At 37.8% G+C, this 26196-nt stretch carries 29 protein-coding genes; 13 read left to right on the forward strand and 16 right to left on the reverse strand.

The window, feature by feature from the left end:
• The first annotated feature begins 102 nt into the window (after nt 1-102).
• The 3 genes from LB465_RS02385 to LB465_RS02395 all read left to right on the forward strand — a co-directional run bounded on the left by LB465_RS02385 (nt 103) and on the right by LB465_RS02395 (nt 1351).
• On the forward strand, nt 103-870 hold the full coding sequence (locus LB465_RS02385) for an enoyl-CoA hydratase/isomerase family protein (protein WP_224466582.1): 768 nt from the start codon (nt 103-105) through the stop codon (nt 868-870).
• 3 nt (nt 871-873) lie between these two features.
• Nucleotides 874-1053, forward strand: coding sequence for an LPXTG cell wall anchor domain-containing protein (locus LB465_RS02390; protein ID WP_224466584.1), 180 nt, complete (start codon nt 874-876; stop codon nt 1051-1053).
• A 109-nt stretch (nt 1054-1162) separates the two neighbouring features.
• The gene (locus tag LB465_RS02395; protein ID WP_224466586.1) at nt 1163-1351 is read left to right on the forward strand and encodes a hypothetical protein; all 189 of its coding nucleotides are present in this window, start codon (nt 1163-1165) and stop codon (nt 1349-1351) included.
• 110 nt (nt 1352-1461) lie between these two features.
• Here LB465_RS02395 and LB465_RS02400 read toward each other — a convergent pair whose 3' ends face one another.
• Nucleotides 1462-2118 (reverse strand): 2OG-Fe(II) oxygenase, encoded by a 657-nt coding sequence (locus tag LB465_RS02400; protein ID WP_224466588.1) that lies wholly within the window; start codon nt 2116-2118, stop codon nt 1462-1464.
• Between the two features lie 101 nt (nt 2119-2219).
• Here LB465_RS02400 and LB465_RS02405 point away from each other — a divergent pair, with 101 nt between their 5' ends.
• On the forward strand, nt 2220-2681 hold the full coding sequence (locus tag LB465_RS02405; RefSeq protein ID WP_224466590.1) for a 6-pyruvoyl trahydropterin synthase family protein: 462 nt from the start codon (nt 2220-2222) through the stop codon (nt 2679-2681).
• 161 nt (nt 2682-2842) lie between these two features.
• The gene (locus LB465_RS02410) at nt 2843-3595 is read left to right on the forward strand and encodes a UDP-2,3-diacylglucosamine diphosphatase (RefSeq protein WP_224466593.1); all 753 of its coding nucleotides are present in this window, start codon (nt 2843-2845) and stop codon (nt 3593-3595) included.
• Between the two features lie 10 nt (nt 3596-3605).
• Here LB465_RS02410 and LB465_RS02415 read toward each other — a convergent pair whose 3' ends face one another.
• The gene (locus LB465_RS02415) at nt 3606-3794 is read right to left on the reverse strand and encodes a type II toxin-antitoxin system Phd/YefM family antitoxin (RefSeq protein WP_224466595.1); all 189 of its coding nucleotides are present in this window, start codon (nt 3792-3794) and stop codon (nt 3606-3608) included.
• 115 nt (nt 3795-3909) lie between these two features.
• The gene (recJ, locus tag LB465_RS02420; protein WP_224466598.1) at nt 3910-5604 is read right to left on the reverse strand and encodes a single-stranded-DNA-specific exonuclease RecJ; all 1695 of its coding nucleotides are present in this window, start codon (nt 5602-5604) and stop codon (nt 3910-3912) included.
• A 127-nt stretch (nt 5605-5731) separates the two neighbouring features.
• On the opposite strand from recJ, the gene ade reads away from it, so the two are divergent.
• The gene (gene ade, locus LB465_RS02425) at nt 5732-7357 is read left to right on the forward strand and encodes an adenine deaminase (protein ID WP_224466600.1); all 1626 of its coding nucleotides are present in this window, start codon (nt 5732-5734) and stop codon (nt 7355-7357) included.
• A gap of 41 nt (nt 7358-7398) precedes the next feature.
• On the opposite strand, the gene LB465_RS02430 is transcribed toward ade, so the two are convergent.
• Genes LB465_RS02430 through LB465_RS02440 form a run of 3 tightly spaced genes read right to left on the reverse strand, consistent with a single transcriptional unit; the run spans nt 7399 to nt 9441 of the window.
• Entirely contained in the window at nt 7399-7965 is a 567-nt protein-coding gene (locus LB465_RS02430) for a uracil-DNA glycosylase family protein (protein WP_224466602.1), read from the reverse strand.
• Entirely contained in the window at nt 7965-8636 is a 672-nt protein-coding gene (rsmI, locus tag LB465_RS02435; RefSeq protein ID WP_224466604.1) for a 16S rRNA (cytidine(1402)-2'-O)-methyltransferase, read from the reverse strand. Before rsmI ends, LB465_RS02430 begins: the two co-directional genes overlap by 1 nt.
• A 10-nt stretch (nt 8637-8646) precedes the next feature.
• Complete coding sequence (locus LB465_RS02440) at nt 8647-9441, reverse strand: hypothetical protein (protein ID WP_224466606.1); 795 nt, start codon at nt 9439-9441, stop codon at nt 8647-8649.
• Nucleotides 9442-9637: 196 nt separating this feature from the next.
• Here LB465_RS02440 and LB465_RS02445 point away from each other — a divergent pair, with 196 nt between their 5' ends.
• From LB465_RS02445 to LB465_RS02465, 5 genes are all read left to right on the forward strand, one after another.
• Complete coding sequence (locus tag LB465_RS02445) at nt 9638-10285, forward strand: thymidine kinase (RefSeq protein ID WP_224466609.1); 648 nt, start codon at nt 9638-9640, stop codon at nt 10283-10285.
• A complete protein-coding gene (gene alr / locus LB465_RS02450) occupies nt 10278-11384 on the forward strand; it encodes an alanine racemase (protein ID WP_224466611.1) in 1107 nt (368 codons plus the stop codon). The genes LB465_RS02445 and alr overlap by 8 nt, the downstream gene beginning before the upstream one ends.
• A 73-nt stretch (nt 11385-11457) precedes the next feature.
• Entirely contained in the window at nt 11458-11892 is a 435-nt protein-coding gene (gene mscL, locus LB465_RS02455) for a large conductance mechanosensitive channel protein MscL (protein ID WP_224466614.1), read from the forward strand.
• Between the two features lie 240 nt (nt 11893-12132).
• On the forward strand, nt 12133-13122 hold the full coding sequence (locus tag LB465_RS02460) for an aspartate-semialdehyde dehydrogenase (protein WP_224466616.1): 990 nt from the start codon (nt 12133-12135) through the stop codon (nt 13120-13122).
• Nucleotides 13123-13214: 92 nt separating this feature from the next.
• Nucleotides 13215-15371, forward strand: coding sequence for a prolyl oligopeptidase family serine peptidase (locus LB465_RS02465; protein ID WP_224466619.1), 2157 nt, complete (start codon nt 13215-13217; stop codon nt 15369-15371).
• A 235-nt stretch (nt 15372-15606) separates the two neighbouring features.
• Here the strand turns inward: LB465_RS02465 and LB465_RS02470 are convergent, their stop codons facing one another.
• From LB465_RS02470 to LB465_RS02490, 5 genes are all read right to left on the reverse strand, one after another.
• Entirely contained in the window at nt 15607-16653 is a 1047-nt protein-coding gene (locus tag LB465_RS02470) for a glycosyltransferase family 9 protein (RefSeq protein WP_224466734.1), read from the reverse strand.
• A gap of 71 nt (nt 16654-16724) precedes the next feature.
• The gene (locus tag LB465_RS02475; protein ID WP_224466622.1) at nt 16725-17330 is read right to left on the reverse strand and encodes a DUF4254 domain-containing protein; all 606 of its coding nucleotides are present in this window, start codon (nt 17328-17330) and stop codon (nt 16725-16727) included.
• Between the two features lie 3 nt (nt 17331-17333).
• Nucleotides 17334-18332 (reverse strand): DNA adenine methylase, encoded by a 999-nt coding sequence (locus LB465_RS02480; RefSeq protein WP_224466624.1) that lies wholly within the window; start codon nt 18330-18332, stop codon nt 17334-17336.
• A complete protein-coding gene (locus tag LB465_RS02485; RefSeq protein ID WP_224466626.1) occupies nt 18329-18964 on the reverse strand; it encodes a hypothetical protein in 636 nt (211 codons plus the stop codon). Before LB465_RS02485 ends, LB465_RS02480 begins: the two co-directional genes overlap by 4 nt.
• A gap of 1 nt (nt 18965) precedes the next feature.
• Nucleotides 18966-19889: a DUF6427 family protein gene (locus LB465_RS02490; RefSeq protein WP_224466628.1), complete on the reverse strand. Its 924-nt coding sequence runs from the start codon at nt 19887-19889 to the stop codon at nt 18966-18968.
• Nucleotides 19890-19997: 108 nt separating this feature from the next.
• Between LB465_RS02490 and LB465_RS02495 the strand changes: the two genes are divergently transcribed.
• Nucleotides 19998-20228, forward strand: coding sequence for a DUF6341 family protein (locus LB465_RS02495; RefSeq protein WP_224466631.1), 231 nt, complete (start codon nt 19998-20000; stop codon nt 20226-20228).
• On the opposite strand, the gene purD is transcribed toward LB465_RS02495, so the two are convergent.
• Entirely contained in the window at nt 20220-21494 is a 1275-nt protein-coding gene (gene purD / locus LB465_RS02500; RefSeq protein WP_224466633.1) for a phosphoribosylamine--glycine ligase, read from the reverse strand. The two genes, LB465_RS02495 and purD, sit on opposite strands and share 9 nt — an antisense overlap.
• Before the next feature lie 85 nt (nt 21495-21579).
• Between purD and LB465_RS02505 the strand changes: the two genes are divergently transcribed.
• Entirely contained in the window at nt 21580-22887 is a 1308-nt protein-coding gene (locus LB465_RS02505; protein ID WP_224466636.1) for a phenylacetate--CoA ligase family protein, read from the forward strand.
• Nucleotides 22888-22994: 107 nt separating this feature from the next.
• Here the strand turns inward: LB465_RS02505 and LB465_RS02510 are convergent, their stop codons facing one another.
• Genes LB465_RS02510 through rfbC form a run of 4 tightly spaced genes read right to left on the reverse strand, consistent with a single transcriptional unit; the run spans nt 22995 to nt 26194 of the window.
• A complete protein-coding gene (locus LB465_RS02510; protein ID WP_224466638.1) occupies nt 22995-23765 on the reverse strand; it encodes a glycosyltransferase family 2 protein in 771 nt (256 codons plus the stop codon).
• 8 nt (nt 23766-23773) lie between these two features.
• Nucleotides 23774-24763: a UDP-glucuronic acid decarboxylase family protein gene (locus LB465_RS02515; RefSeq protein ID WP_224466640.1), complete on the reverse strand. Its 990-nt coding sequence runs from the start codon at nt 24761-24763 to the stop codon at nt 23774-23776.
• Nucleotides 24764-24803: 40 nt separating this feature from the next.
• Nucleotides 24804-25652 (reverse strand): dTDP-4-dehydrorhamnose reductase, encoded by an 849-nt coding sequence (gene rfbD / locus LB465_RS02520; protein ID WP_224466642.1) that lies wholly within the window; start codon nt 25650-25652, stop codon nt 24804-24806.
• The gene (gene rfbC, locus LB465_RS02525) at nt 25649-26194 is read right to left on the reverse strand and encodes a dTDP-4-dehydrorhamnose 3,5-epimerase (RefSeq protein ID WP_224466645.1); all 546 of its coding nucleotides are present in this window, start codon (nt 26192-26194) and stop codon (nt 25649-25651) included. Before rfbC ends, rfbD begins: the two co-directional genes overlap by 4 nt.
• Nucleotides 26195-26196 lie beyond the last annotated feature (2 nt).

Consider the following 26196-nt stretch of genomic DNA (forward strand, 5'->3'; position numbering starts at 1 on the left):
CAGGTTAGGGTTGGTTTTTTGGCCAATTTTTAACCTCGAACAGCTTATTTCAACTTTAATCTTTCTAAATTTGGTTATTCAGCTAACCTGAAAATCAATTTTATGTCAACCACACGAGAAAACGGAAGTTTATACACCAATATTAAAAATGGAATCGCTCACCTGGAGTTTGGCCACCCCGCCAGTAACTCATTTCCTTCAGAATTGCTAGATCGGCTTGAGAAAGAATTTCAGAAATTATCTGAAGACGACAACGTTAAAGTGATTCTATTAAAATCTGAAGGAGAAAAAGCTTTTTGTGCAGGAGCTTCTTTTGACGAGCTGGTGGCGATTGAAACCATGCAGGCGGGAAAATTATTTTTCTCCGGGTTTGCAAAAGTTTTAAACGCAATGCGAAAATGTAAAAAACTCATCGTGGGACGCATCCAGGGAAAAACTGTTGGCGGCGGCGTTGGACTGGTTGCCGCCTGCGATTATGCGATGGCTACTGATGCTGCAGCGGTGAAACTTTCAGAAATTAGTATAGGTATTGGTCCGTTTGTAATTGCCCCGGCCGTAGAGCGCAAAATTGGCGTTGGTGCACTTGGCGAATTAAGCCTGGCCGCTCACGAATGGAAAAACGCATATTGGGCTAAAGATAAAGGACTTTACGCTCGTGTTTTTGAAAGTCTGAAAGATTTGGATAAAGAAGTTGCTATTTTCACCGAAAAACTGGCTTCTTACAATCCGGAAGCCCTCTACGAAATGAAACAAATGCTTTGGAAAAACACAGATCACTGGGACGAATTACTGGCTGAAAGAGCGGCAATTTCAGGAGAATTAGTACTTTCAGACTTCACAAAAAACGCTTTAAAAAAATATAAAAAATAAATTATGTATTTACTCTACTTTGGCCAAACCGGCGATAAGGCACATAGCCTTGGATATTCCATAGGTTATTTTATTGGTGACAACATTCTTTTTTTACTTATCGGTTTTCTAATAATTGCCGGCATTTTTGTGTTCTTTCTTCGCAAAATGATCACAAATAATAAACGACAGATTAAAAATTAGCTTAGGTTATCAACTTCTCAAGTTTCTGTAATAAGGTTTTTAGGAAATTAGCATCACTATAACAAAGTTCTTAGGTAAAAAGCTTAATTTCAACAATAGAAATTAGCTTATGAGTGTACTACAGCAACATTTACCAAAAGACCGTGATGCCACCCGCGAAGAAGAATGGGGTTTTACCATTTGGGAATTTATCGCCGATAACTGGCTTTACCTTGTGGGTATTTTAATAATTCTTGCCATTTTCTTTTATGCGCGCTACAACTGGAGGAGAAGACAGGAAAAAAACCGTATGAACTAATGGGAGAAGATACCTGGGAGTTTTTAAGTTTCCTTAGCGGAATGGGATTCTGGCTTATTTTAGCCGTAGTTTTAATTGTAGTGGTTATTTACAAGAAATACTTCAAATAGCTACCTGGTTTTCAACCATCCGGTAATACTTAAACGGGCGGTTTTTACAGGTTTTACTTCGTGTTCCAGCACCTGGCTTTCAAAAATCACTACGCGACCCGCTAGTGGATATATAGCTTTTGAAACCTCAACGCCATTTTCTTTAGAATAAATTACCAATTCCCCGCCGTTTTCAGGCTTCCAGTCTTCCTCGTTTAAATAACAGACCATAGATAGTTTTCTTCTCCCGTCGTTCTGAAATGTATCTAAATGTCGCTGATAAAAAGTACCTTCAGGATAAAGTGCGTAATGGAATTCTTTGGTCAAAATCCCCAGGAAACAGGTTTTGTTTAGATAAGCTATTAGTGAATTAATTTTACTAAAAAAGAGGTTTTCAACTTTTCCGGCTTCAGCTTCGTTAAGCCATAAAATAAAATCTCCCCGAATAGATTTTGCTACAATTTCATTGGTTTTATTACCAATTGCTGCTTTCTTGAACTGGGCTTCTTCAAATTTCGATTTTAGGGAATTCCGAAGCATTGCAACCTCTTCAGCATCAAAAAAATCATCTACAATACTGTATTGGTTTTCTACCAGATCAGTAATAATACTTTCGTAAAAAGGATTCTCTTTAAAATCCAGTTGTTCAAAAAGCTCTGTGGTGTTTTGTGATTCCATTTTCAACATAAAAAACTGTACAAATATACTTTAGAAAGTTAAATGGGGCGCCAAAAAATATAACGCTAAAAAACCCTTAACTTTGCCAAAAATAACCTGCGATGAGCAAGATTAGGATTACCAAAAAGTTTTCTTTTGAAACCGGACATGCCCTTTACGGCTACGACGGAAAATGCCGAAATGTACACGGCCACAGCTATAAATTAAGTGTTTGCGTAATTGGCGAACCTATTACCGATAAAGATAACGTTAAGTTTGGGATGGTCATAGATTTTGGGGACCTGAAAAAGATCGTAAAAGCAGAAATCGTTGACCAGTTTGATCACGCGACGGTTTTTAATAAAAATACGCCTCACGTTGAACTTGCTGAAGAATTAAAAAACCGCGGTCATCATGTGATCCTGGTTGAATACCAACCTACCAGCGAAAATATGGTAGTAGATTTTGCTGAAAAAATCCAAAAACATTTACCAAATCATATTAAACTTCACTCGCTAAAACTCCAGGAAACCGAATCCAGCTTTGCTGAATGGTATGCAAGTGATCAGACCCTCTCCCAATAATTCGAGATAAAATGAGAAGTGAAAAAGCTGCTTCCCTTTCTAAAGGAAAGGTGAATTGATATTCGGTAGAAGATTAAGACGGACGGGGTAAATCACGAGTTATCAAAATCTACAAGGTCTTCTGTTAAAATATTTATATTTACAGCTCAGAATAATCATCTATGACCATTCCACAAGGTAAAAAAGTCTATTTTTCCAGCGATAATCACCTGGGCGCTCCTAGCCAGGAAGAAAGTCGGCCGCGGGAAGTACGTTTTGTAAAATGGCTGGACGAAATTAAGGAGGATGCCGCTGCTATTTTTCTACTTGGGGATTTATTCGATTTTTGGTTTGAATACAAACACGCTGTACCTAAAGGTTTTGTTCGAGTTTTAGGAAAATTAGCCGAAATTAAAGATAGTGGTATTCCTGTTTATTTTTTCGTTGGGAACCACGATTTGTGGATGCAGAATTATTTTGAAGAAGAATTGAATATCCCGGTTTTTCATAAACCAAAAGAATTTGAATTTAATAATAAAACTTTCCTTGTAGGCCACGGCGACGGACTCGGACCCGGGGATCACGGCTATAAGCGAATGAAAAAGGTTTTTACCAATCCGTTATCAAAGTGGCTTTACCGTTGGTTACACCCCGATTTAGGCATTCCGTTAGCACAATATTTTTCCGTAAAAAACAAAGCGATTTCTGGCGATGAAGAACAGGAATTTTTAGGTGAAGAAAAAGAGTGGCTTATTCAATATTGTCGGCGAAAATTAGAAGAAAAGCACTACGATTATTTTCTATTTGGTCATAGACATTTACCCCTGGAAATAGACCTCAACGGAAAATCTACCTATATCAACACCGGAGACTGGATCGATTTTTACACCTACGCGGTTTTTGATGGTGAAAAAACAAGTTTGGAAAAGTTATAAATTCAGAATACTATTCTTGGCGTTTATGCAGCTGTATTCCCGGTTCAGGTTGATGAAGGGAGTCTAGTAAAACGTTCCGGTTTTCACCACTTAGCAGATAAAGACTTTCTCTAATTGAATTATATTCTTCAATTGGAATTAGGGCCAAATCCTTACCTTCCTTACATTTTATAATGACTTCATTTTTATCGTTTTGCATTCTATCAATCCAATATTTTGATTAAAACAGAATTCTGAATAATTGACCTTTTTCATTTTACAAAAGATTATTTAATTCATGCAGATTAGCAATTAATTATCCAAACAGCAGTGAATCACTCGCTAATATCTCTCAACCTTAACTGGATAGAAACATTTCCATTCCATTCGTTTTCATCTAAAGAATAGACTGCTTTAAAGCTTTTCCCTTCTGAAATTGTTTCAAATTTTTCTCCCAAACCGAAGCCAATCATATCAAAAGTGGCAGATTTTCCCTCCTGCTTAACCTGGCATTTTAAGTGGGCTTCATCGGCCCCTACACATTTCCCATAACCGGTATCGGTAAGGTTTTGTGTCATAAAGATGGGCGTCATATTCCCGGGGCCAAAAGGGGCAAATTGTTTTAAAATCCTAAAAAATTTCGGGGTAATTTCATCCAGGCCAATTTGGGCATCTACCAAAATTTCAGGTATAAGCAGGCGTTTATCAATGGTTTCAGAAACCACCGATTCAAATTTGGCTTTAAAATTTTCATATTCCGAAGCTTCTAAAGTGAGCCCCGCAGCATATTTGTGTCCCCCAAACTGCTCAATATGTTCTTTACAGGCTTCCAGGGCATTATACACATCAAAGCCTTTTACCGAGCGCGCTGAAGCCGCCAGTTTCTCCCCGCTTTTCGTAAAAACCAGCGTTGGGCGGTAATAGGTTTCGGTTAAACGTGAAGCTACAATGCCAATCACGCCTTTATGCCAACCCTCGTGATAAACCACGGTGCTATAGCGTTCCTGTTCCTGCAGTTCTTCAATTTGTCCCAGGGCTTCAATCGTAATTGCTTTATCTGTAGTTTTTCTTTCCGCATTAAAATTTTCAATTTCTCCAGCAAATTTCATTGCAGTAGCTTCATCCTCTTCGGTAAGCAAATTTACGGCGTGCAGGCCGTGTTTCATCCTTCCGGCGGCATTTATACGCGGGGCAATGATAAAAACAACATCAGTTATTGTAAGTTTTTCTTTTTTTACCTGGGCTAAAATCGCCTTAAAGCCCATTCGGGGTGCAACGTTAATAACGTTTAAACCGTGATAAGCCAGAATTCTATTTTCCCCTGTTATCGGCACGATATCGGCGCCAATGGCAGTTGCCACAAGATCCAGATAAGGCAGCAAAACTTCCGGAGCTCCACCTCTTTTAGCATTTATAGCCTGGATTAATTTAAACCCAACACCGCAACCGCAAAGTTCTTTATAAGGATATTCACAATCTTCGCGTTTAGGATCCAAAACTGCAACAGCTTCAGGAATTGTATTTCCCGGTCGGTGGTGGTCACAGATAATAAAATCGATTCCTTTTTCGGCTGCATAAGCCACTTTATCTATGGCTTTTATTCCACAATCCAGGGCAATTATCAATGAAATCTCGTTATCGCAGGCGAAATCGATTCCCTGGTAAGAAATACCATAGCCTTCAGCATATCTATCGGGAATATAAGTCGCCACATTTGGTGTAAGGGTTTTTAGGTACGAAGACATTAGCGCCACACTCGTGGTGCCGTCTACATCGTAATCACCATAAACCATAATATTTTCTTCGGAAGCAATTGCTTGGTGAATTCGGTTTACTGCCACATCCATATCTTTCATCAGGTATGGATCGTGGAGATCATCCAGGCTGGGCCTGAAAAACTTTTTTGCGGCTTCAAAAGTATCGATTCCGCGTTGAACTAAAAGCGTGGCAACAGCTGGCGAAATCCCTAATTCCCCTGAAAGCTTATTTACAACTAAAGAATCGGGTTTAGGTTTTAAAGTCCAGCGCATATTAAGTTTTTTTCAAAAATACACATTGTATTTCAATCCAAATAAGAGGGAATTCACTAAAACCGATTCTCAAAAAATTTCATCAATTAATAATAATACCTAATTTCACGCTTTAAATTATAGACAAGTGAAAGTTATACAGGGACAGCCCGTAGATATTGAAAACAGGAGAATTTTTTCTGCGGAAATCAGTATCGAAAACGGAAAAATTGCAAAAATTGAAGAAAAACAACACGACGTAAAAAGCTTCTTGCTTCCCGGGTTTATCGATGCCCATATTCATATTGAAAGTTCGATGCTGGTTCCTACCGAATTTGCAAGGTTGGCAGTAATTCACGGTACAGTCGCTACGGTTTCAGACCCGCACGAAATTGCTAATGTACTGGGAAAAGAAGGGGTGAAATTTATGATTGAAAACGGAAAGAAAAGTCCGTTGAAATTTAATTTTGGTGCGCCTTCCTGTGTCCCGGCAACTAGTTTTGAAACTTCGGGAGCTGTAATTAATGCTGAAGGTATAAAAGAATTGCTTGCGCTTCCCGAAATAAAATACCTGGCCGAAATGATGAATTATCCCGGGGTGATTTTTAAAGATGAAGAAGTGCTGAAAAAAATTGCCTGGGCTAAACATTTTAATAAACCTACCGATGGCCACGCGCCGGGTTTGCGAGGTGAAGATGCCAAAAAATATACTGAAGCCGGTATTTCTACAGATCACGAATGCTATACTTACGAAGAAGCTGAAGAAAAACTTGATCTTGGGATGAAGGTGATAATCCGCGAAGGAAGCGCCGCCAAAAATTTTGAAGCCCTTATAGATTTGCTTCCCGAGCATTATAAAAATATGATGTTTTGCTCTGACGATAAACATCCCGACGATCTGGTTTTGGGTCATATCAATCAGCTTTGTGCCCGTGCAGTTGCTAAAGGAATTGATGTTTTTAAAGTTCTGAAAGTGGCTTGTATCAACCCAGTAAATCATTATAATTTGGAAGTTGGGCAGTTAAAAGTAGGCGATCCAGCCGATTTTATTGCAGTAAATGACCTGACCAATTTTAAAGTTTTGCAAACCTATATTGATGGAGAGTTGGTTGCCGAAAACGGGAAATCGCATATTCAAGCTTCCGCCTTCGAAAAGCCAAATAACTTTAATACTTCCTTCAAGAATCCGGAAGATTTCGAAGTAAAGGCAACCGGCAAGGCTGTAAAGGTTATCGAAGCTATGGATGGGGAACTTATTACCAACGAGGTTCGGCTTCAGGCTTTAGAAAAAGATGGAAATCTCATTTCAGATATTGAAAATGATATTTTAAAAATCGCGGTGGTTAACCGGTATGAAGACAAACCTGCTGCAGTAGCTTTTATAAAGAATTTCGGACTAAAAAAAGGAGCCATAGCCAGCTCTGTAGCCCACGATTCTCATAATATAATCGCTGTTGGAACTTCAGACAAAGAAATTTGCAATGCGATAAACCTCATTATAAAGCATAAAGGTGGAATTTGCAGTGTAGATAAAAATGACGAAAAAGTTCTTCCGCTGCCAATTGCAGGAATAATTAGCGATAAAGATGGATGGGAAACCGGGAGATTATATCAGGAAATCGATGAAATGGCTAAGGATTTAGGTAGCACGCTTAAAGCACCATTTATGACGCTTTCTTTTATGGCCCTGTTGGTAATACCCGATCTTAAACTTTCAGATAAAGGTTTATTCAGCGGAAAACAATTCGATTTTGTTGATTTGGTTAGTAATTAGAAATAAAATTGGGGTGAATTCTAAATTTTAAATTTAGTATCTCAATCTAAAATTTTATTAACTCTGGCTTGTAAACTTGGTACTACATCTTTTTCAAACCAGGGGTTTTTACTCCTCCAGAAACGGTTCACCGGCGAAGGATGCGGCAAGCACCAATACTTAGGAAGAAAATCCTTATAAGAACTTACCCTTTGGGTAAGATTCAAATTTCCGGGCAGGTAATAACTGGCAGCGTAAGCTCCAATTAGAATTTTGAGATGAATATTCTTTAACTCTGAAAGGATAGGATCATGCCACATAGGCGCACATTCTTTTCGGGGTGGTGCATCACCGGTTTTGGCTTTGCCGGGATAGCAAAATCCCATAGGGAGAATTGCAAAGTTATCGGTATCATAAAAAGTAGTTTCGTCTACTCCCAGCCATTCCCGAAGCTTTTTTCCGCTTTGGTCGTTCCAGGCAACCCCGGTCTGATGCACTATTCTTCCCGGCGCCTGACTTATTAAAACGATTTTAGAATTTTTAGTAGCCTCTACAATAGGTTTTGGTCCAAGCGGTAAATGCTTTTCACAAAATTTACAGGATCTGGCTTCTTTTAGCAATTGCTGCATTAAGCTTTTCCTTTTACTACAATTACAATTTCACCTTTGGGTGGTTTTTGTGTGTAATGCTTAAGTACCTCAGCAGCAGTGCCTCGAATTGTTTCTTCGTGAAGTTTGGTGATTTCCCTGGAAACCGAAACCGGTCTGTCATCACCAAAATATTCCACAAAATGCTTTAGTGTTTTCAGCAATTTATGTGGTGATTCGTAAAAAATCATTGTTCTGGTTTCTTCGGCTAGTAAATTCAATCGGGTTTGTCGGCCTTTTTTTACAGGAAGAAAACCTTCAAAAATAAACTTATCATTTGGAAATCCGCTATTTACCAAAGCGGGCACAAAAGCCGTAGCTCCCGGAAGACAATCCACTTCTATGCCTGCTTCAACACAAGCTCGCGTTAATAAAAATCCCGGATCTGAAATTGCGGGAGTTCCGGCATCACTTATCAGTGCAATATTTTCGCCGCCTTTAATACGCTCAACTATGTGATCTACTGTTTTATGCTCGTTGTGCATATGATGACTTTGCATATGCGTACCAATCTCAAAATGCTTCAGAAGTTTCCCGCTATTTCGGGTGTCTTCGGCAAGAATTGTATCTACTTCTTTTAGCACTTTTACCGCCCTAAAAGTCATATCGTCCAAATTTCCTATTGGCGTGGGCACCAGGAATAATTTTCCCATTTAGGCGATTTTAATTTTGAAATTTGTTCTCTATTTTGGCCATAAATCGCTCTTCATAATCTTCTTTTCCCTGCCAATGGTTATAATCTGGTTTTACCACTAACTGAATGAATCGCTGAGCTTCATCTAAAGAACTAAAGGTATTTAACTGAGAAAGAACACGATTATAATCTGAGGAATTCCCGTCAAAAAGATTCTTTATAAATGAAAGCCGTTCGTTAAGGCCAATATTAATTCCTTTTTTCAACCTGTCGTTTACAGACCTTGGTTTTTGATCTTTCTGCCGATTATTTAAAGGTTCAAAATCTGGAAGGTTATCATAATCTACCCCAATATTTCTAAAATCGTTTTTAGGTGCTTCGGCTTTTGGTTTTGTTGGTTCTTCTTTGGCTCTAGGAGATTGCTGTCGTACCGGCGGGGCCTGTGGCTTGGGATTAGCCTCTTCTATAAGTTCGTCAACTCTTTCAGATTCCGCTGGCATTTGCGCTACGATATCTTTAATTTTTTCGGTATTAGGCTCGGTAATCGCATCGGCATCTTCGCGATATTCGGTACCATCAGGGGCATAATCATCCCGTTCTTCCTGCGCCGGGGCTTTTTGCTGAATTTTCTTTTCAAACTTAGGAGTTGGTGTAGCTTCAGGAGCATCAAAAGCCTGTAAATTTTGTTCGGTAAAATTCAATATTGAAAGCTGCTCATATAAGGTCGCCGCTTTTAATTTAAGCGCTTTCGTATCCAGGTTTTCTTTTTCAGAAATTATCTCTTCGGCAAGTTTTACTAACTCTGTTCTAAGTCTATTTTTCATTTTTCAGCAATATTTATGAACCCTTTTTATTATAATAACCAATATTAAAATTCAATATAATCACTTACAAAAAAAGTGCCTTATTTTGGTTTAATAACTTTAGCGCTTACCAACCGGCAATGGCTTGTATTTTTAATAAATTTGTTCCACCTTTATCAAAAAGGGTAAGTTCCCATTTCGATTTGAAAATTACAAAATGTTTCTCGAAAATACAGTAAATCACGAAGAGCAATTTGGCTGGATAGAAGTTATCTGCGGCAGTATGTTCTCTGGTAAGACCGAAGAGCTAATTCGCCGTTTAAAAAGAGCCCAGTTCGCCAAACAAACCGTAGAAATCTTTAAACCCGCCATAGACAAGCGCTATGACGAGGAACTGGTGGTTTCTCATGATTCTAACGAAATTAGATCTACGCCGGTGCCTTCAGCCTCAAATATTAGGATCCTTGCCGATGGTTGCGATGTGGTGGGAATTGATGAAGCCCAGTTTTTTGATGATGAAATTGTTACTGTTTGTAACGATTTGGCTAACCGCGGAGTTCGGGTAATTGTTGCCGGTCTGGATATGGATTTTAAAGGAAATCCTTTTGGTCCAATGCCATATCTCATGGCAACTGCCGAGTATGTAACCAAAGTTCACGCAGTTTGCACCCGCACCGGAAACCTGGCGCAATTTAGCTACCGGAAAGCTATTAACGACGACCTGGTTTTTCTTGGGGAGAATGAAGAATACGAACCATTAAGTCGAGGCGCCTATTACAAAGCGATGCTAAGAGAAAGGGTTAAGAAATTAGATGTGAACGATGCCGAAGAACTTCACCCAAACTTAAAGAAAAAGAATGCCTAAAGCCGAAGAAAGTGTTCTGGAAATAGACCTCAACGCACTTGCTCATAATTTTAAAATCATAAAATCGCAGTTAAAACCCGGCGTTAAATTTATGTCGGTTATTAAAGCTTATGCCTACGGAAACGACTCTGTAGCAATGGCTAAAAAACTGGAAGAACTGGGCACCGATTATTTTGCGGTTGCTTATACTGAAGAAGGGATCAGGCTTCGAAAAGCGGGAATTAGCAAACCTATTTTAATTTTACACCCGCAGCCGATTAATTATCCTGAAATTATAGAAAATTGCCTGGAGCCTAATTTATACAGCGCAAGAACGCTTCAGCTTTTTATCGAGATTGCTAAAAAGCAAAATCAGAAAAACTATCCCGTTCATTTAAAATTCAACACGGGAATGAACCGCCTCGGATTTACTGAAGCCGATTATCACAATATTCCGGAGAATTTAGAAAAGACAAAATCGGTAAAAGTAGTTTCGGCATTTTCACACTTAGCGGCAAGTGAAGATTGGAAAGAAAGGGAATTTACGCTTTCGCAAATTTATAAATTCAAGGATTTAGCGGGTAAACTTTTAGATGATATTGGTTACGAGCCGCTTTTACATATTTGTAATACTTCGGCTATTTTTAATTATCCTTCAGCCACTTTTTCAATGGTAAGAAGCGGTTTAGGGCTTTATGGTTTTGCCAACGATCCTAATCTGGATAAGAAACTAAAACCGGTTGGCACACTTAAAACTATAATTTCTCAAATTCAGAATTTAAATGAAGGAGATACCGTTGGGTATAGTCGTGCTTTTAAAGCTGAAAAAACCACCAGAATTGCCACAATTCCAATTGGCCACGCCGATGGTATTAAACGCATTTATGGCCACGGAAAAGCCGGTGTTTTTGTGAACGGTGAATATGCGCCAATTGCAGGAAGTGTGTGTATGGATATTATAATGATTGATGTTACAAATATAGACTGCAATGAGGGCGACGAAGTAATTGTTTTTGGTGGATCCCAACATGTTACAAAACTTGCTGGCGACGGTGGGACCATTTCCTATGAACTTATTACCGGCATTTCCCAGCGGGTGAAGCGGATTATTATTGAGTGATTTCTATTCAGAATAAATCGTTTTCAAATTTTATGTAAATTGGCCTGGTTATAACTAATCAACCCAATTTATCATGAGTTTTATCAAAGATTTTAAGGCTTTTATGTTGAAAGGCGATATTATAGCCCTTGCTACCGCAGTAGTAATCGGTGCCGCCTTCAACAAAATTATCGCTTCTGTTGTTGCCGATGTTATTATGCCTATTATTGGTTTAATAACCGGAGGTACAGATTTTACCCAAAAATTTATTGCTTTAGACGGCGTTTCTTACGAAAGCCTTGATGCCGCAAAAGAAGCCGAAGCGGCCGTAATTACGTATGGAAATTTAATAGATACTATTATTCATTTTGTTATTGTAGCCTTTTTTATATTTTTGGTTTTAAGAGCTTACGAAAAGACTAAAAAAGAAAAAGAAGCTCCTAAATTAGTTGAACCAAAAGGGCCAACCCAGGAAGATTTGCTTACCCAAATTAGGGACGAGCTCAAAAAACAAGGCAATACGCCTTAAAATTATTAAAGATACGAGCACCGCTATACTGCTCATTTTAAATAAATCGTAATTTAATCAAACCCCACAGGAAACTGTGGGGTCTTTTTTTAACGAAAAAGACCAATTAGTTTAAAAACAATAATTCTTTTCAATTTTAGCTTCTGAAAGTGGGCTAGTTAAGTTCTGGTCAATAAATTTGCGGCTGGTTTTTAAGAACATAGTTTCCCGCCTTCGCGGGAAAGACTAAAATTTTATATTATGAGAATAGCAGTGGTAGGCGCTACCGGAATGGTAGGCAAGGTAATGTTACAGGTTTTAGCAGAAAGAAATTTCCCGGTAACCGAATTATATCCGGTAGCTTCAGAAAGGTCAGTTGGAAAAAAGATCAATTTTCAAGGAAAAGACTATAAAGTTATTGGGCTTCAGGAAGCGGTAGATATTAAACCGGATATTGCTTTATTTTCTGCCGGTGGGGATACTTCCTTAGAATGGGCTCCTAAATTTGCCGAAAACGGCACAACAGTAGTAGATAATTCTTCGGCCTGGAGAATGGATGAAACCAAAAAACTGGTAATTCCGGAAATAAATGCCTCAGAATTAACTAAAGAAGACAAGATCATCGCCAATCCAAACTGTTCTACAATTCAGTTATTAATGGCTTTAAAACCGCTGCACGATGCTTTCAAAATTAAACGTGTAATCGTTTCTACTTACCAGTCCATCACCGGAACCGGTGTTAAGGCAGTGGAACAATTGGAAAATGAATATAAAGGTGAAAAGGGCAAAATGGCTTATCCTTACCCTATTCATAAAAACGCATTGCCGCATTGCGATGTTTTTCAAGACAACGGCTACACCAAAGAAGAGATGAAACTTACCAAAGAAACCAAAAAGATTCTAGGAGACGATTCGGTTTTAGTAAGCGCTACTGCAATTAGAATTCCCGTAGTTGGCGGGCATTCAGAATCTGTAAACGTTGAGTTTAAAAATGAATTTGATGAAGCTGAAGTTAGAAAAATCCTGAGCCAGTTTCCTGGGGTAACCGTTCAGGATAACCCGGAGACCAATACTTACCCAATGCCTATTTACGCTGAAGGAAAAGACGATGTTTTTGTAGGCAGAATTCGCAGGGATTATTCCCAGCCAAAGACTTTAAATATGTGGGTTGTTGCCGATAACTTAAGAAAAGGTGCTTCCACAAATACAGTTCAAATTGCAGAATACCTTATTAAAAATAAGTTGGTATAAGCCAGAAAACGCATAAATGATTAACTAATGCCTGTAAAAATGTAACTTACAGGCATTTTTTATGACTAACTTTATGCAATAAATCACATTATATGAAAAAAACATTCTCCGGAATTTTTGCTCTTGCCGTCCTGGCTTCCTGCAATGATTCTAAAAACGAAAAAGAAATCAGTTTGAATTACCCTGAAACCAAAAAAGTAGATACGGTTACCGATTATTTTGGGACCGAAGTTAAAGACCCTTACCGCTGGCTGGAAGACGACCGCAGCGAAGAAACCGAAGCTTGGGTAAAAGCCCAAAACGAGGTAACTTTCGATTATCTAAACAGTATTCCGTATAAAAAAGAGCTGGAAGAAAGACTTTCAGAAATATGGAATTACGAAAAAATAAGTGCTCCGTTTGAAGAAGGCGATTACACATATTTCTACAAAAACGATGGCCTACAAAATCAATATGTAGTTTATAGAAAAAAAGGTGAAGATGGTGAAACAGAAGTTTTCCTGGATCCTAATAAATTCAGCGAGGACGGTACTACTTCCCTTGCCGGCCTAAGTTTCTCTAAAGACGGCAGTAAAGCCGCTTATGCTATTTCTGAAGGTGGTAGCGACTGGAGAAAAATAATCATTATAGATGCCGAAAATAAAGAACGAGTAGAAGATACTATTCAGAATGTAAAATTTAGTGGAATTTCCTGGAAAGGCAACGAAGGTTTTTATTATTCCAGCTACGAAAAACCGGAAGGTAGCGAGCTTTCAGCAAAAACAGATCAGCATAGATTATTTTACCATAAACTTGGAACTCCACAGAGCGAAGATGAAGTGATTTTTGGAGATTCTGAAGCTCAAAAACATCGTTATGTGCGTGGGGGAGTTTCAGAAGATGATCGATTTTTATTTATATCTGCAACAAACTCAACTTCAGGAGGGAAGCTTTTTATGAAGGATCTTTCCAAAAATAATCCTGAGTTGGTAACCATTTTAGGAAATGAAGATACCGAGGCTAGTGTTATAGAAAACGAAGACAGCAAATTGTTCATTGTAACCAATATGGATGCGCCAAATCGTAAGGTTGTGACTGTAGATGCTGCAAATCCTTCTCCTGAAAACTGGGAAGATTTTATTCCTGAAACAGAAAACGTATTAAGCCCTTCTACCGGTGGCGGATATTTCTTTGCCGAATATATGGTAGACGCGGTTTCTGAAGTGAAACAATACGATTATGAAGGAAAGTTAGTGCGTGAAGTTGAACTTCCGGGAATTGGTTCAGCCGGCGGATTTGGCACTAAAAAGGAGAACGAAGAATTATATTATTCTTTTACAAATTATGTAACTCCGGGTACTATTTACAAATATAATATTGAAGAAGGAACTTCTGAAGTTTATAATAAACCCAACATAAAATTCAATCCGGACGATTACGAAAGCAAACAGGTTTTTTATACCTCAAAAGACGGGACAAAGGTTCCTATGATCATTACTCACAAAAAAGGTCTTGAGCTTAACGGTAAGAATCCAACGATGCTTTATGGCTACGGAGGATTCAATATTAGTTTAACGCCTTCTTTTAGTACTGCAAACGCAATCTGGATGGAACAGGGCGGTGTTTATGCCGTTCCAAACCTTCGAGGTGGTGGTGAATATGGCAAAGAATGGCACGATGCCGGTATTAAACTGAAAAAACAAAACGTTTTTGATGATTTTATCGCTGCCGCGGAATACCTTATTGAAGAAAATTATACATCAAGTGATTACCTGGCGATTCGCGGAGGTTCTAACGGCGGACTTTTAGTTGGAGCAACTATGACCCAGCGTCCAGATCTTATGAAAGTAGCCTTACCAGCCGTGGGCGTAATGGATATGCTTCGTTACCATACTTTCACTGCCGGTGCAGGCTGGGCTTACGATTACGGAACTGCAGAAGATAGTGAAGAAATGTTTAACTACCTTCTTGATTATTCACCGGTTCATAACCTGGAAGAAGGAACCGAATACCCTGCTACTTTGGTTACAACAGGGGATCACGACGATCGCGTAGTACCTGCACATTCTTTTAAATTCGCCGCCGAATTACAGGACAAGCAAGCCGGAGAAAACCCAGCTTTAATAAGGATTGAGACCAAAGCCGGCCACGGTGCTGGAAAACCTACAAAAATGATTATTGAAGAATATGCCGATATTTTTGGATTTACTCTTTACAATATGGGCTTTGATGTTTTACCAAATAAAACTGAAGAAGAAGTAAAAGGATAGTTTAATTCTTTCAAATTCAAACCTCACAGATTTAAAAACTGTGAGGTTTTTTTATTTAAAAACTGAAGTGAATAAAGTAGAGTTTAGCGTTCACAAATACAACAAAGATTAGATTTGGCTAAACTTGTTTCAGCTTCCATGATTATAACAAAGTAGATCCTGAAATAAAATCAAGATGACGATTTATGAGCTTTCCGAGACTTTTTTAATGTCCAGTTTTATAGGATTAAGATTCCTAAAACAAAACCTCATCAATTTTCTTTAAAACACTTTCAGGGGCAATGCTGCGAATAGCATTCTCATAAGTTTCAGGATATTTATTTCCATAAACAGAAGTGGGTATTTTTGGATATTGAGTAAGATCAGGGAGTAAGCTGTTACTTTTGGGTTGATTAAAAGGCGCAAAACCGGCATAAGGATGTGTCACACCCCAAATGCTAATCACGGGAATACCATACATCGCAGCCATATGGCCGTTGCCGCTGTCCATAGAAAGCATGGCATCAAGGTTGGAAATAAGGGAGAGTTCTTCGGTTAAAGTCAGTTTTCCGGCAATACTAATCGTGTTTTTAAATTTCGCGGCCCAGGTTTCCAATTGTTGTTTTTCTATATTTCCACCTCCAAAAAGTAAAACCTTAATTTTTGGGGTTTCACTTAAATTATCTAAAACTTCCTCCATTAAATCTGCCGGATATGCTTTCGAACTATGCTGTGCAAAAGGTGCAATTCCAAGCCATTTTTTAGGCTCGGTGCCCACCAGGGTTTTAATTTTTTTTGTAATTTTTTCTTTCGGCGGAAATTGGTGGGTATTAAGGTCTAAAGGATAACCTAAAGCATCAAAAACATCGGCATAGCGCTGTATAGTGGTTTTTAATTGTTTAAACACCTTATTGTTTTCCCTTGTTAAGGCCTTCTTTTCGCTCCGGCCTTTATCAATTTGTTTCACCGGAATCCCAAACATATAAAAAACCGATTGTAGCACATTGCTTCGTAAAACATCGTGAAGATCGGCTACTTTATCAATACCAATATCGCGAAGATCTTTTGCCAGGCGACAAAGACCAACTACGCCACTATGTACCCCTTTAATATCGGCTTTATAAACCGAAACCCCCGGAATTCCTTTAAACATAGGTTCAAAAAAACCCCGGGTTAACACTGTAATTTTTAAATGAGGATACGTGGCCGTTAACACCCGCAATACGGGAACGGTCATCGCAACATCGCCCATAGCCGATAAACGAATAACCAAAATATGCGAAGCCCCCTCTGCCTGCGGCATCTCTCCCGAATGGGGAGAGTTTCTTTTATTATCAGAGGTAGGTTTCTTCATTCTTAAACAATTTTAAGGCGCTATTTATTTCTTAATACAGGATTCAACTCATCATCATTATACATCTTCATTTGCCTGTAGACCTTCATATACTTGTTTCCGGCGGCAATATCTTCCAGTAATTGATTTATCGCCGTAGAAAGGTCTACGCGCTGCTCCAGTAAAACATCAAGTTTGGCTTTGCACTTCATTTGGTGCTCTTGCGAAGCATCTTCCCGGTTAGCTTCCTCGTGCATATGGTAAATCTTTAAAGCTAAAATTGAAAGCCTATCTATTGCCCAGGCAGGACTTTCAGAATTAATTGTAGCATCATCTTTTGGCTGAATATCTTTAAATTTCTTTAAAAAATAACTATCAATATATTCCACGGTATCGGTTCGATCCTGGTTTGAAGCGTCTATCTGGCGTTTTAGCGCCAGGGCATCTACGGGATCTATATGTTTATCGCGTATAATATCTTCATAATGCCACTGCACCGTGTCTATCCAACATTTGCGGTACAACAAATGCTCTATCAATTCACTTTCGCTATCGTAAGGGTTGGAAAATGGCTGCTCTACCGTATCTTTTTCATGATATCTCTCTATTACTTCCTGAAAAATCTTATTCGCTTTATCTGAAAACATAAACTATCTTTTTTCTAAAATGTGTAAATATTCTGTAGTATGATTGGCCGTATGGTTTCGGTTTTCGGTTTTATCGGCTTTAAAACGCTGGTATTTTTTGGTAACCAGGTCGTAATTTCCAAAACGGCTCATTATTTTTTTTATTTCTCCAGAAGGCATTAAACCCTCGTTGTTATAGCTGAAAAATATATACCTGAAATTAGCATTTTCGAGCAATTCCAGAAAGGAATTTTCAACCTTTCCCCGGCTGCAGTAATTGGAGCGATAATAATCGCGCAGGCCGGTTTTTCCCTGTGGTGCAAAGGTATCATATTTTGCGATGGTATTTAAAATATGGTAGTTCGCACCGTACTGCCGTGCATTGTAAGGCGGATCTAAATATAAAATATCGCCTTCAATTTCTTTAATTAATTGATTTGCATCTTTTTGAAAAACCTTGTGTGAATTCCCTGTGAACTCAAATTTTGCAGGTTTTAATTCTAAATCTTTTTGTGCCGAAAGTTTTACTTTTTTTAAAAATGCACCATAAACCGAAGCAGTATTGGCAATTTTGTCTGCACTTTCCAATAAAGAAGCTAAAAGGAAAAAATACTGGTTTTCCCCTATATGTTTATTCAGTTTCCAATTTTCTATTTGCTGTCTTATCGCATCAATTTTCTTTCCGTTGGTTTCAGAAAAATAGAGTCGGTTAGATTTGCCGTTTTCACTGTATTCTTCGAAAATAAAACCGGGTTTTTTTTCGAGATTATTTAATAACGTAAGAAGATTCTCAGTGTCTAATTTTTGATGATTTTCAATATAATTTTTGAGTAAAATATAGCTGTAATATTCCACATCGTTAGCGATAACAGATTTCACCGAAGTCTTAAAATTCCTACCGACACTCCCCGTACCGGCAAAAAGATCGCAAAAAACCATTTGAGAAAGATCTTTGCCAACCACTTCTTTTACCGTAGATTTTATAAAATCGCCAAGCTTATGTTTAGAACCTATATAATTCATTTTACCGCCCAGATCACATCAGCTAAAGTGGTTCTTCCTTGCTGAAATTGGAATTCTTTTAGTTGTGAATTTTCAAAAGTAGCAACATATTTTTCAATCACCTGCTTCAAAAAAGAAATTTCGGCTTTTAGCTTCCAATGCTGTCCATCTTCAGCATAAACTATTAAGAACAATCGATTTTCCAGATGAAACCGGCTTTGTTTACTTTGATTTTTATACAACCAGGTAATAAGGCTTTCAGGATTATTTTGAGCAAATTCAAGGGAACGATTAAACGTCTTTGGAAAAACACTTGTTTTTAAATCGAAGTCATTTCCGAAGAAATTAAAGTCAATCTTCCGGTTTTTGGGATTTTTATTCGGAACGACTTCTTTCATCTCAGCAAAGATGTGTTCTACCGCCATCGCACTCCAGAAGTTATACCAGCGATTGCTGCAATACTGAAAAAACTCTTTTTCATCCAACTTTTCAGTTGCGATAATTAAGGCAATTTGTTGGTTTAACCGATCCCAGCTTGAAGTAAAATAAACAAAAGAAGAAACCCTGTCCCAGGAATTATTTTGCTTCCGAAACCAACGATATTCATATTGGCAGCGTTGTTTAAGTTCGTTCTCAATTGCCGGTAAATTCATCTTAGAAAATAAAAGGAATACACAAAGGCATTAAGATAAGCAATACTAGCAAAACTTCCCTAAAGACTTTATCCTCCCTTTGATCAAAATAAATAGAGGTAACAATACTTAGCGGTACAAAGAAGAAAATAAGTTCGCTGCCGTCTTTAGTAGGTGCAAAAATAGCTGCGGCAACAGCCGTAAGCAAACTGAGTAAAACCAGATTCAACGAAGGTTTCATAGATACGCTTGCTTTATTTACTACGGCTAAAAATTGAACCAATGTCCAAAGCGTTAAGGCTAAAATAATACTAAGGGGAATAAGCATTTCGAGATTTTGATAATTTGAATAATCAAAATTACTCCACTCAAACCATTGTGAAAACGTATAAAATTGATCGTAAGTGATAATATGAAAACTAAGCGTTAAAACTGCTACCGCTAAAGCTGCTATTGGCGGAATTAACCAGTTTTTAGGTTTTGGGAGATAGTATAAAATACCGGCATAAACCACGACAAGGAACAAAATAGACCAGAAATAAAAAAGCGAGGCGATACATATCCAAAAAGTAGCATCAAAAACTTTTTTTTGCATTACTTTTTTAGACTTTAAGCTAATAATCCTTCTAAAAGCAAACAGCACCAGTAAATTGGCAAATATCACCTGGTGATTTCTTAAAAGTGTAAAAAATGAAGCCGTGAAAATAACAAAAAACAAGATTTTATAAGCGCTACGCCGGGTAAGCTCATTTTTCTTGGCTATAAAATTGAGGGTAAAAACACTTACTACAAGACTTAATAAAACCGCCAGTTTTTCCAGGAAAACCAGTAGATTAAAATCTATAAACCACTCCTTAAAATTGGCGATAATAAAAAATGTGATCAAAAAAATAGTGATCGCTACCCCGTTCACCGGTTTTGATTTGCCAAAAAAGCTTGTTAGCATTGCGGTTTTTTATATTTTTGTAATCTTAATAAAACAAAGTTAGTTATTGAACGCCACCAAAGGTATTTTAATATTACTTTGAAATAATTAGTATTAAACTTAATTGTTATGAAAGATTTTTTTGAAGGTATTGCCTACTTGTTTGAAGAGATATTATTCTATCCGTTTGATCTACTTAGGGATTTGGAATTAGACTCATGGTGGGCTGCAAATGCCTTAAATTTTATTTTTATCCTGGTTGGTTTAGCTGCTTTTATTTATTGGATGAAACAACTTAAGCACTACAACAAACTTAACGATGAAGATCGTGATCCTACGGCCCACTCGTTTTTAGGATAAATCAAAACCTAGATCTTTTCTATAATACATCTTATCGAAATGTAGTTTTTCTGCATTTTGATAAGATTTTTTTAATGCCTCTTTGTAATCTTTCCCAAACGAAGTCACGGCAATTACACGGCCACCACTAGTTACAATTTTATCGCCTTCAAATTTGGTTCCTGCGTGAAATACTATTGAGTCTTCAACTTTGTCAAATCCGGTGATTTCTTTAGATTTTTCGTAAGCTTCAGGATAACCACCAGATACCAACATTACCGTAGTTGCAGCGCGGTCATCTATTTCTAATGAAACTTCATTTAATTTTCCCTCGGAAACTTTTTCAAAAATTTCTACAAGATCTGATTTGATTCGGGGAAGCACAACCTCGGTCTCCGGATCACCCATACGCACATTATACTCTATTACGTAAGGTTCGTTTTTCACCATAATAAGTCCGATAAAAATAAACCCTTTGTAATCTATATCTTCTTCCTGCAACCCATTAACCGTTGGTTTTGCGATGCGTTCTTCAATTTTCTGCATTAATTGATCATCTACAAATGGAACGGGAGAAATAGCGCCCATCCCGCCGGTATTTAGCCCAGTGTCTCCTTCACCAATTCGTTTGTAATCTTTGGCGGTGGGCAGGATCTTATAATTTTTTCCGTCGGTCAATACAAAAACGCTAAGCTCAATCCCATCTAAAAATTCTTCTATCACAACTTTGGCACTTGCAGCACCAAATTTCTTTTCAGCCAGCATATTTTGTAATTCCTGTTTAGCCTCTTCAAGATTGTCTATAATTAAAACTCCCTTTCCGGCAGCAAGCCCATCGGCCTTTAAAACATATGGCGGATTTAATGTCTCCAGAAATTCCTTTCCTGCTTCCAGACTTTTTTCAGTAAAACTTTCGTAAGCCGCGGTAGGTATTTTATGCATCGCCATAAATTCTTTGGCGCGCTCTTTACTTCCTTCCAAAAGCGCCCCACGTTTTGAGGGTCCTATAACTTTTACATTTTTTAGTGCATCATCTTCTGCAAAAAAATCGGTGATACCTTCTACCAAAGGATCTTCAGGGCCTACTACCAGCATTTCAATTTTTTCCTTCAGCACAAAATCTTTAATCGCTTTAAAATCGGTTACTTTAAGGTCGATATTCTCAGCAATTTCTGCGGTTCCCGCGTTACCGGGCGCTACAAAAAGTTTAGAACATTTTGGGCTTTGAGCCAATTTGTAAGCGAATGTATGTTCGCGTCCGCCGGCACCGAGAATTAAAATTTTCATCCTGAAGTCATTTTAGTTATGCACCAAAAATAATTGTTTGTAAATTGAAGCACCAATTATTTCTTATAAAAAAGCTTTTTCGCCCTTGGACTGGTTTAAACTTTCGTTGCAGCTTAATAAATTTCCCATAAACCGGGCGCAAAAAACATTACAGGAAATACAGGAAATCCCCGAAGAAAGTTACAAGAGTTACCTTGCTGAAAAGCGAAAGGAGATTGTTGAATATCACTTAAATAATAATAGGTTTTATAAAGATTTCTTCGAAAAAAATGAATTTAAAAGCTGGAGCCAAGTGCCTGTGATGACTAAAACCGATTTACAGCAAAAACTCCAAAATCGCCTGAGTACAGGTTTTTCAAAATCTACAGCTTATATTGGTAAAACTTCAGGTAGCAGCGGTACCCCTTTTATTTTCGCCAAAGATAAATTTTCACACGCCCTGAGCTGGGCGGGTTTTCAGGATCGCTACCAGTGGCACGATATTGACCTTAACAAATCTTTGCAAGCCAGGTTTTATGGAATTCCGCTGGATTTGTATGGAAATATGCAGGAGCGAATTAAAGACCGAATTAGCTTGCGCCGAAGATTTCCGATTTTCGACCTGAATGAGCAGAAAATGGAAAAATTTTTAAAACGTTTTCAAAAATCAAATTTCAGTTATATCAATGGTTACACCAGCGCAGTTTTGCTTTTCGCTAAATTCCTTGATCATAAAAACTTAATTTTAAAAGAAATTTGTCCCAATCTAAAACTCTGTATTGTTACTTCTGAAAGATTATTTGAAGAAGATAAAAAATTGATGGAATCGGTTTTTGGAGTTCCTGTGGTGAATGAATATGGCGCAAGTGAAGTGGGACTTATCGCTTTTGAAAATAAGAAAAATGAATGGGTGGTGAATTCGGAAGACCTTTTTGTAGAAATTCTGGATCAAGACAATAAACCAGTTCCAAATGGAACCGAAGGCCGTATTGTAATTACTTCACTTTATAACAAAGCGCATCCAATGATTCGTTACGATATTGGCGATAGCGGCGTGCTTTCAGAAAAAAGTACAGCGAAAAACCCAATTTTGGAAAAATTAATTGGTCGAACCAACGATATAGCCAAACTTCCCGATGGTAAAGTGGTTCCCGGACTTACTTTTTATTACGTAACTAAAAGTATTATTGAAGACACCGGAAGTATTAAAGAGTTTGTAATTAATCAAAATGCAGCAGATTCTTTTAAAATTGAATATGTTAGTAAAATAGATTTTTCTGAAAACCAGAAACAAAAAATATTACAGGCGATTGAGACATACGTGGGTAAAAACTTAAAGGTTGCTTTTGAAAGAAAGGACAAACTTACACGAAGTAAAAGCGGGAAATTGAAGCAGTTCACATCAGATTTATAACCGCTCCAGCCTGCCCGACCCAGTCATTCAGTCGGATTTCCTGGAAAATAAGGAGAGGAGCTTTAGATCTCCGGAAAAAAAATTCTGAAACCCATTTCAGTATAATCTCAAATTCGTTTTACTTGTTTTGGTTTTATAAAGAAATGTTCCTTTAGAAAAACCAGCATATAGCCGATACTTTTTGGGAAACTAAAACCTAAAACTTTATGATAGATATTGAAATTATATTTTAGCATCTCCAATTTATTCCCTGAAATTGATCCTTTTCTAATCCTATACTTCGCTAAACATCTTTGAATACCAATCGCCGGGCCACCTTTTTCCACGGCTTCCAGCCAAAGCGCCCAGTCCTGTCGTTTCCGAATTTCAGGGGCATAGATTTTCCCTAATTTTTTAGCGTTGTAAATTCCGGTGAGATTGCCGAGATAATTAGATTTTAGCAATTTTTGATAACTTAAAATAGGGAGTGCTTCAATAATTTTGTTTCGGGAACTACCGTTTTCGCTTATGTTCTGATAGCTAGAGAAACAAACTGCTGTATCCTGCTGCTGCATCACTTCAAGCTGTATTTCCAGCTTTCTCGGTTTCCATTGGTCATCTGCATCCAGAAATGCTATAAAATCGCCCTGAGCGGCTTTAATTCCTTTATTGCGACTTACTCCTGTGCCGTGATTCTCTTTATTTTGAATAATTTTAATACGTGAATCTTGTTTTGCAAGTTTTTCGGCTTTAGAAAGCGTCGCCTCAGTAGAAGCATCATCGATAATAAACAATTCCCAGTTGGAATAGGTTTGAGCAATAACAGAATTCACCGCTGCTTCAATAAAATTTTCCGCATTAAAGGCGGGCATAATTACTGAAACCAACGGACTCTCCATAACTATATTTATCGCCTTATATGATTGGAAAAATCTTTATGCTCGCTTTTTTCCAATTCTTCTGGGCTTAGATTTTTAAAATAATTGTAAGTGATTTTCATCCCTTCGCTCCGAGAAACAGTAGGTTCCCACCCTAAAACTTCTTTCGCCCTACTAATATCGGGTTGTCTCTTTAAAGGATCGTCTTCCGGTAATTCTTTATATACCACCTTTTGATCGGTTCCGGTAAGTTTCAGGATTTCTTCGGCAAAATCTTTAATGGTAATTTCATCGGGGTTGCCAATATTCACAGGGTCGGAATAATCGCTCAACAACAAACGATAAATTCCTTCAATTTGATCGTCTACATAGCAAAACGAGCGCGTTTGCAAACCATCACCAAAAATGGTGAGATCTTCACCCCGCAAAGCCTGACCAATAAAAGCAGGAATTACACGGCCATCGTTTAATCGCATCCTAGGCCCATAAGTATTAAAAATACGCGCAATCCTGGTTTCTAAACCGTGAAATCTGTGATAAGCCATGGTAATAGATTCCTGAAAACGCTTGGCTTCATCATATACACCACGCGGCCCAATGGTATTTACGTTACCATAATATTCTTCGCTTTGCGGATGCACCTGCGGATCTCCATAAACTTCCGAGGTGGAAGCAATTAAAATCCTGGCGTTCTTTTCTTTGGCTAAACCAAGGCAATGAAGTGTTCCAACGGAGCCCACTTTTAGGGTTTGAATTGGAATCTTTAAATAATCTATGGGACTTGCAGGAGAAGCAAAATGAAGAATGTAATCTAACTCACCGGGCACGTGAATAAATTTGGTGATATCGTGATGAAAAAACTCAAAATTATCCAGTTCAAAAAGATGCTCAATATTCTTTAGATCTCCGGTTATAAGGTTATCCATCGCAATAACTTCATAACCTTCTTTAATAAACCTATCACATAAATGAGAGCCTAAAAAGCCGGCAGCACCGGTAATGAGTATTCTTTTTGCCATTCCTGAAGTTTGTGCGAAAATTACTCAAATTTTATGAGATTTACGAAAGGATGAGTGTTTTAAGGCTCACTTTCCATTCAGGAATTTGCTTCTGAAATTTCTGCTGAATTTTAGTTTTGTCCAGCACGCTGTATTTGGGCCTAGCAGCAATAGTTTTAAAATCGTTGTTTTCGTTTAGCCGAATTTCTTCTGAACTTCCAGTAAACTCTAAAATTGCTTTAGCAAAATCATACCAGGTAGCTTCGCCTAAGTTGCTGAAATGATATAAACCAAAATTCTTATTTTCTGAAGCGATTATTTCCATAACAAATTCAGCCAGATCATTGGCATTTGTTGGAGTGCCGGTTTGGGTAGTGGTAATATTTAATTCGGATTTTTCTTCTATTTTTCTAAGAATAGTTTTATAAAAATTATGTCCAAATTCTGAATACAACCAGGAAGTCCTGAATATAAAATGCTCTTTTAAAACCTCAGTAATTGCTAATTCTCCTTTTAATTTTGAAGCACCGTAAACGTTTATAGGATTGGTAGTATCGGTTTCCTGATAAGGGTTGTCAGTTTCCCCATTAAAAACATAATCGGTGGAAAAATGAATTAAAGCTGCTTGGTTTTCATTACAAACCTCAGCAAGGTTTTGGGCGCCTTCCGCATTTATTCTAAAGGCTTTTACTTCTTCAGATTCGGCTTTTTCAACGTTGGTGTAGGCCGCGCAGTTAATTAGCCAATCGAAATTTATTTCAGAAAAAAGTTTTTCCAATTTCGGTTTTTCTGTAATATCGGCCTCCGATGAAGATTTAAATACAAAATTGAAATCAGGATAATTCCCTGAAATCTTTTTAAAACAAGCACCTAATTGTCCATTGGCTCCAGTAACGAGAATATTCTTCATTTAAAAACCTCTTTTAAACGGGGTTGTTTTAAATCTTTATCAGAAATTATCATTTCTTTCTCTGCAAATTCCCAATCAATTGCAAGATCGGGATCGTTATAAATAATACCGGCTTCATAACCCGGATAATAATATTCATCGCATTTATAAGCAAAAACCGAGGTTTCTGAAAGCGTAACAAAGCCGTGGCCAAAACCTTTGGGAATATAGAGCTGATAAAGATTCTCATCGTCCAGAATAATTTTAAAACTCTGTTTAAAAGTGGGTGATTCCGGTCTTAGATCTACCACCACATCCAGCACTTTTCCATAAATAGCACGCACCAGCTTAGTCTGGCCGAATTCTCCGGTCTGGTAGTGTATTCCACGTAAAACGCCACGTTTGGAAATAGATTGATTGTCCTGAACAAAATCTTTCTCTATCCCAGTTAATTCTATAAATTTCTTCTTGTGATAACTCTCCAAAAAAAGGCCGCGTTTATCCCGAAAGATGTCGGGCTTTATGATAAAACAGTCTTTTAAAGGCGATTCTTCAACTTGCATAA

The organism is Salegentibacter lacus (assembly GCF_020164555.1).
Lineage (GTDB): Bacteria > Bacteroidota > Bacteroidia > Flavobacteriales > Flavobacteriaceae > Salegentibacter > Salegentibacter lacus.

Bases quoted from the DNA above. Each gene is read 5' to 3' on its own strand.
- LB465_RS02385 (WP_224466582.1), top strand. From the start codon at position 103: ATGTCAACCACACGAGAAAACGGAAGTTTATACACCAATATTAAAAAT.
- LB465_RS02390 (WP_224466584.1), top strand. From the start codon at position 874: ATGTATTTACTCTACTTTGGCCAAACCGGCGATAAGGCACATAGCCTT.
- LB465_RS02395 (WP_224466586.1), top strand. From the start codon at position 1,163: ATGAGTGTACTACAGCAACATTTACCAAAAGACCGTGATGCCACCCGC.
- LB465_RS02400 (WP_224466588.1), bottom strand. From the start codon at position 2,118: ATGGAATCACAAAACACCACAGAGCTTTTTGAACAACTGGATTTTAAA.
- LB465_RS02405 (WP_224466590.1), top strand. From the start codon at position 2,220: ATGAGCAAGATTAGGATTACCAAAAAGTTTTCTTTTGAAACCGGACAT.
- LB465_RS02410 (WP_224466593.1), top strand. From the start codon at position 2,843: ATGACCATTCCACAAGGTAAAAAAGTCTATTTTTCCAGCGATAATCAC.
- LB465_RS02415 (WP_224466595.1), bottom strand. From the start codon at position 3,794: ATGCAAAACGATAAAAATGAAGTCATTATAAAATGTAAGGAAGGTAAG.
- recJ (WP_224466598.1), bottom strand. From the start codon at position 5,604: ATGCGCTGGACTTTAAAACCTAAACCCGATTCTTTAGTTGTAAATAAG.
- LB465_RS02430 (WP_224466602.1), bottom strand. From the start codon at position 7,965: ATGCAGCAATTGCTAAAAGAAGCCAGATCCTGTAAATTTTGTGAAAAG.
- rsmI (WP_224466604.1), bottom strand. From the start codon at position 8,636: ATGGGAAAATTATTCCTGGTGCCCACGCCAATAGGAAATTTGGACGAT.
- LB465_RS02440 (WP_224466606.1), bottom strand. From the start codon at position 9,441: ATGAAAAATAGACTTAGAACAGAGTTAGTAAAACTTGCCGAAGAGATA.
- LB465_RS02445 (WP_224466609.1), top strand. From the start codon at position 9,638: ATGTTTCTCGAAAATACAGTAAATCACGAAGAGCAATTTGGCTGGATA.
- alr (WP_224466611.1), top strand. From the start codon at position 10,278: ATGCCTAAAGCCGAAGAAAGTGTTCTGGAAATAGACCTCAACGCACTT.
- mscL (WP_224466614.1), top strand. From the start codon at position 11,458: ATGAGTTTTATCAAAGATTTTAAGGCTTTTATGTTGAAAGGCGATATT.
- LB465_RS02460 (WP_224466616.1), top strand. From the start codon at position 12,133: ATGAGAATAGCAGTGGTAGGCGCTACCGGAATGGTAGGCAAGGTAATG.
- LB465_RS02465 (WP_224466619.1), top strand. From the start codon at position 13,215: ATGAAAAAAACATTCTCCGGAATTTTTGCTCTTGCCGTCCTGGCTTCC.
- LB465_RS02470 (WP_224466734.1), bottom strand. From the start codon at position 16,653: ATGCCGCAGGCAGAGGGGGCTTCGCATATTTTGGTTATTCGTTTATCG.
- LB465_RS02475 (WP_224466622.1), bottom strand. From the start codon at position 17,330: ATGTTTTCAGATAAAGCGAATAAGATTTTTCAGGAAGTAATAGAGAGA.
- LB465_RS02480 (WP_224466624.1), bottom strand. From the start codon at position 18,332: ATGAATTATATAGGTTCTAAACATAAGCTTGGCGATTTTATAAAATCT.
- LB465_RS02485 (WP_224466626.1), bottom strand. From the start codon at position 18,964: ATGAATTTACCGGCAATTGAGAACGAACTTAAACAACGCTGCCAATAT.
- LB465_RS02490 (WP_224466628.1), bottom strand. From the start codon at position 19,889: ATGCTAACAAGCTTTTTTGGCAAATCAAAACCGGTGAACGGGGTAGCG.
- LB465_RS02495 (WP_224466631.1), top strand. From the start codon at position 19,998: ATGAAAGATTTTTTTGAAGGTATTGCCTACTTGTTTGAAGAGATATTA.
- purD (WP_224466633.1), bottom strand. From the start codon at position 21,494: ATGAAAATTTTAATTCTCGGTGCCGGCGGACGCGAACATACATTCGCT.
- LB465_RS02510 (WP_224466638.1), bottom strand. From the start codon at position 23,765: ATGGAGAGTCCGTTGGTTTCAGTAATTATGCCCGCCTTTAATGCGGAA.
- LB465_RS02515 (WP_224466640.1), bottom strand. From the start codon at position 24,763: ATGGCAAAAAGAATACTCATTACCGGTGCTGCCGGCTTTTTAGGCTCT.
- rfbD (WP_224466642.1), bottom strand. From the start codon at position 25,652: ATGAAGAATATTCTCGTTACTGGAGCCAATGGACAATTAGGTGCTTGT.
- rfbC (WP_224466645.1), bottom strand. From the start codon at position 26,194: ATGCAAGTTGAAGAATCGCCTTTAAAAGACTGTTTTATCATAAAGCCC.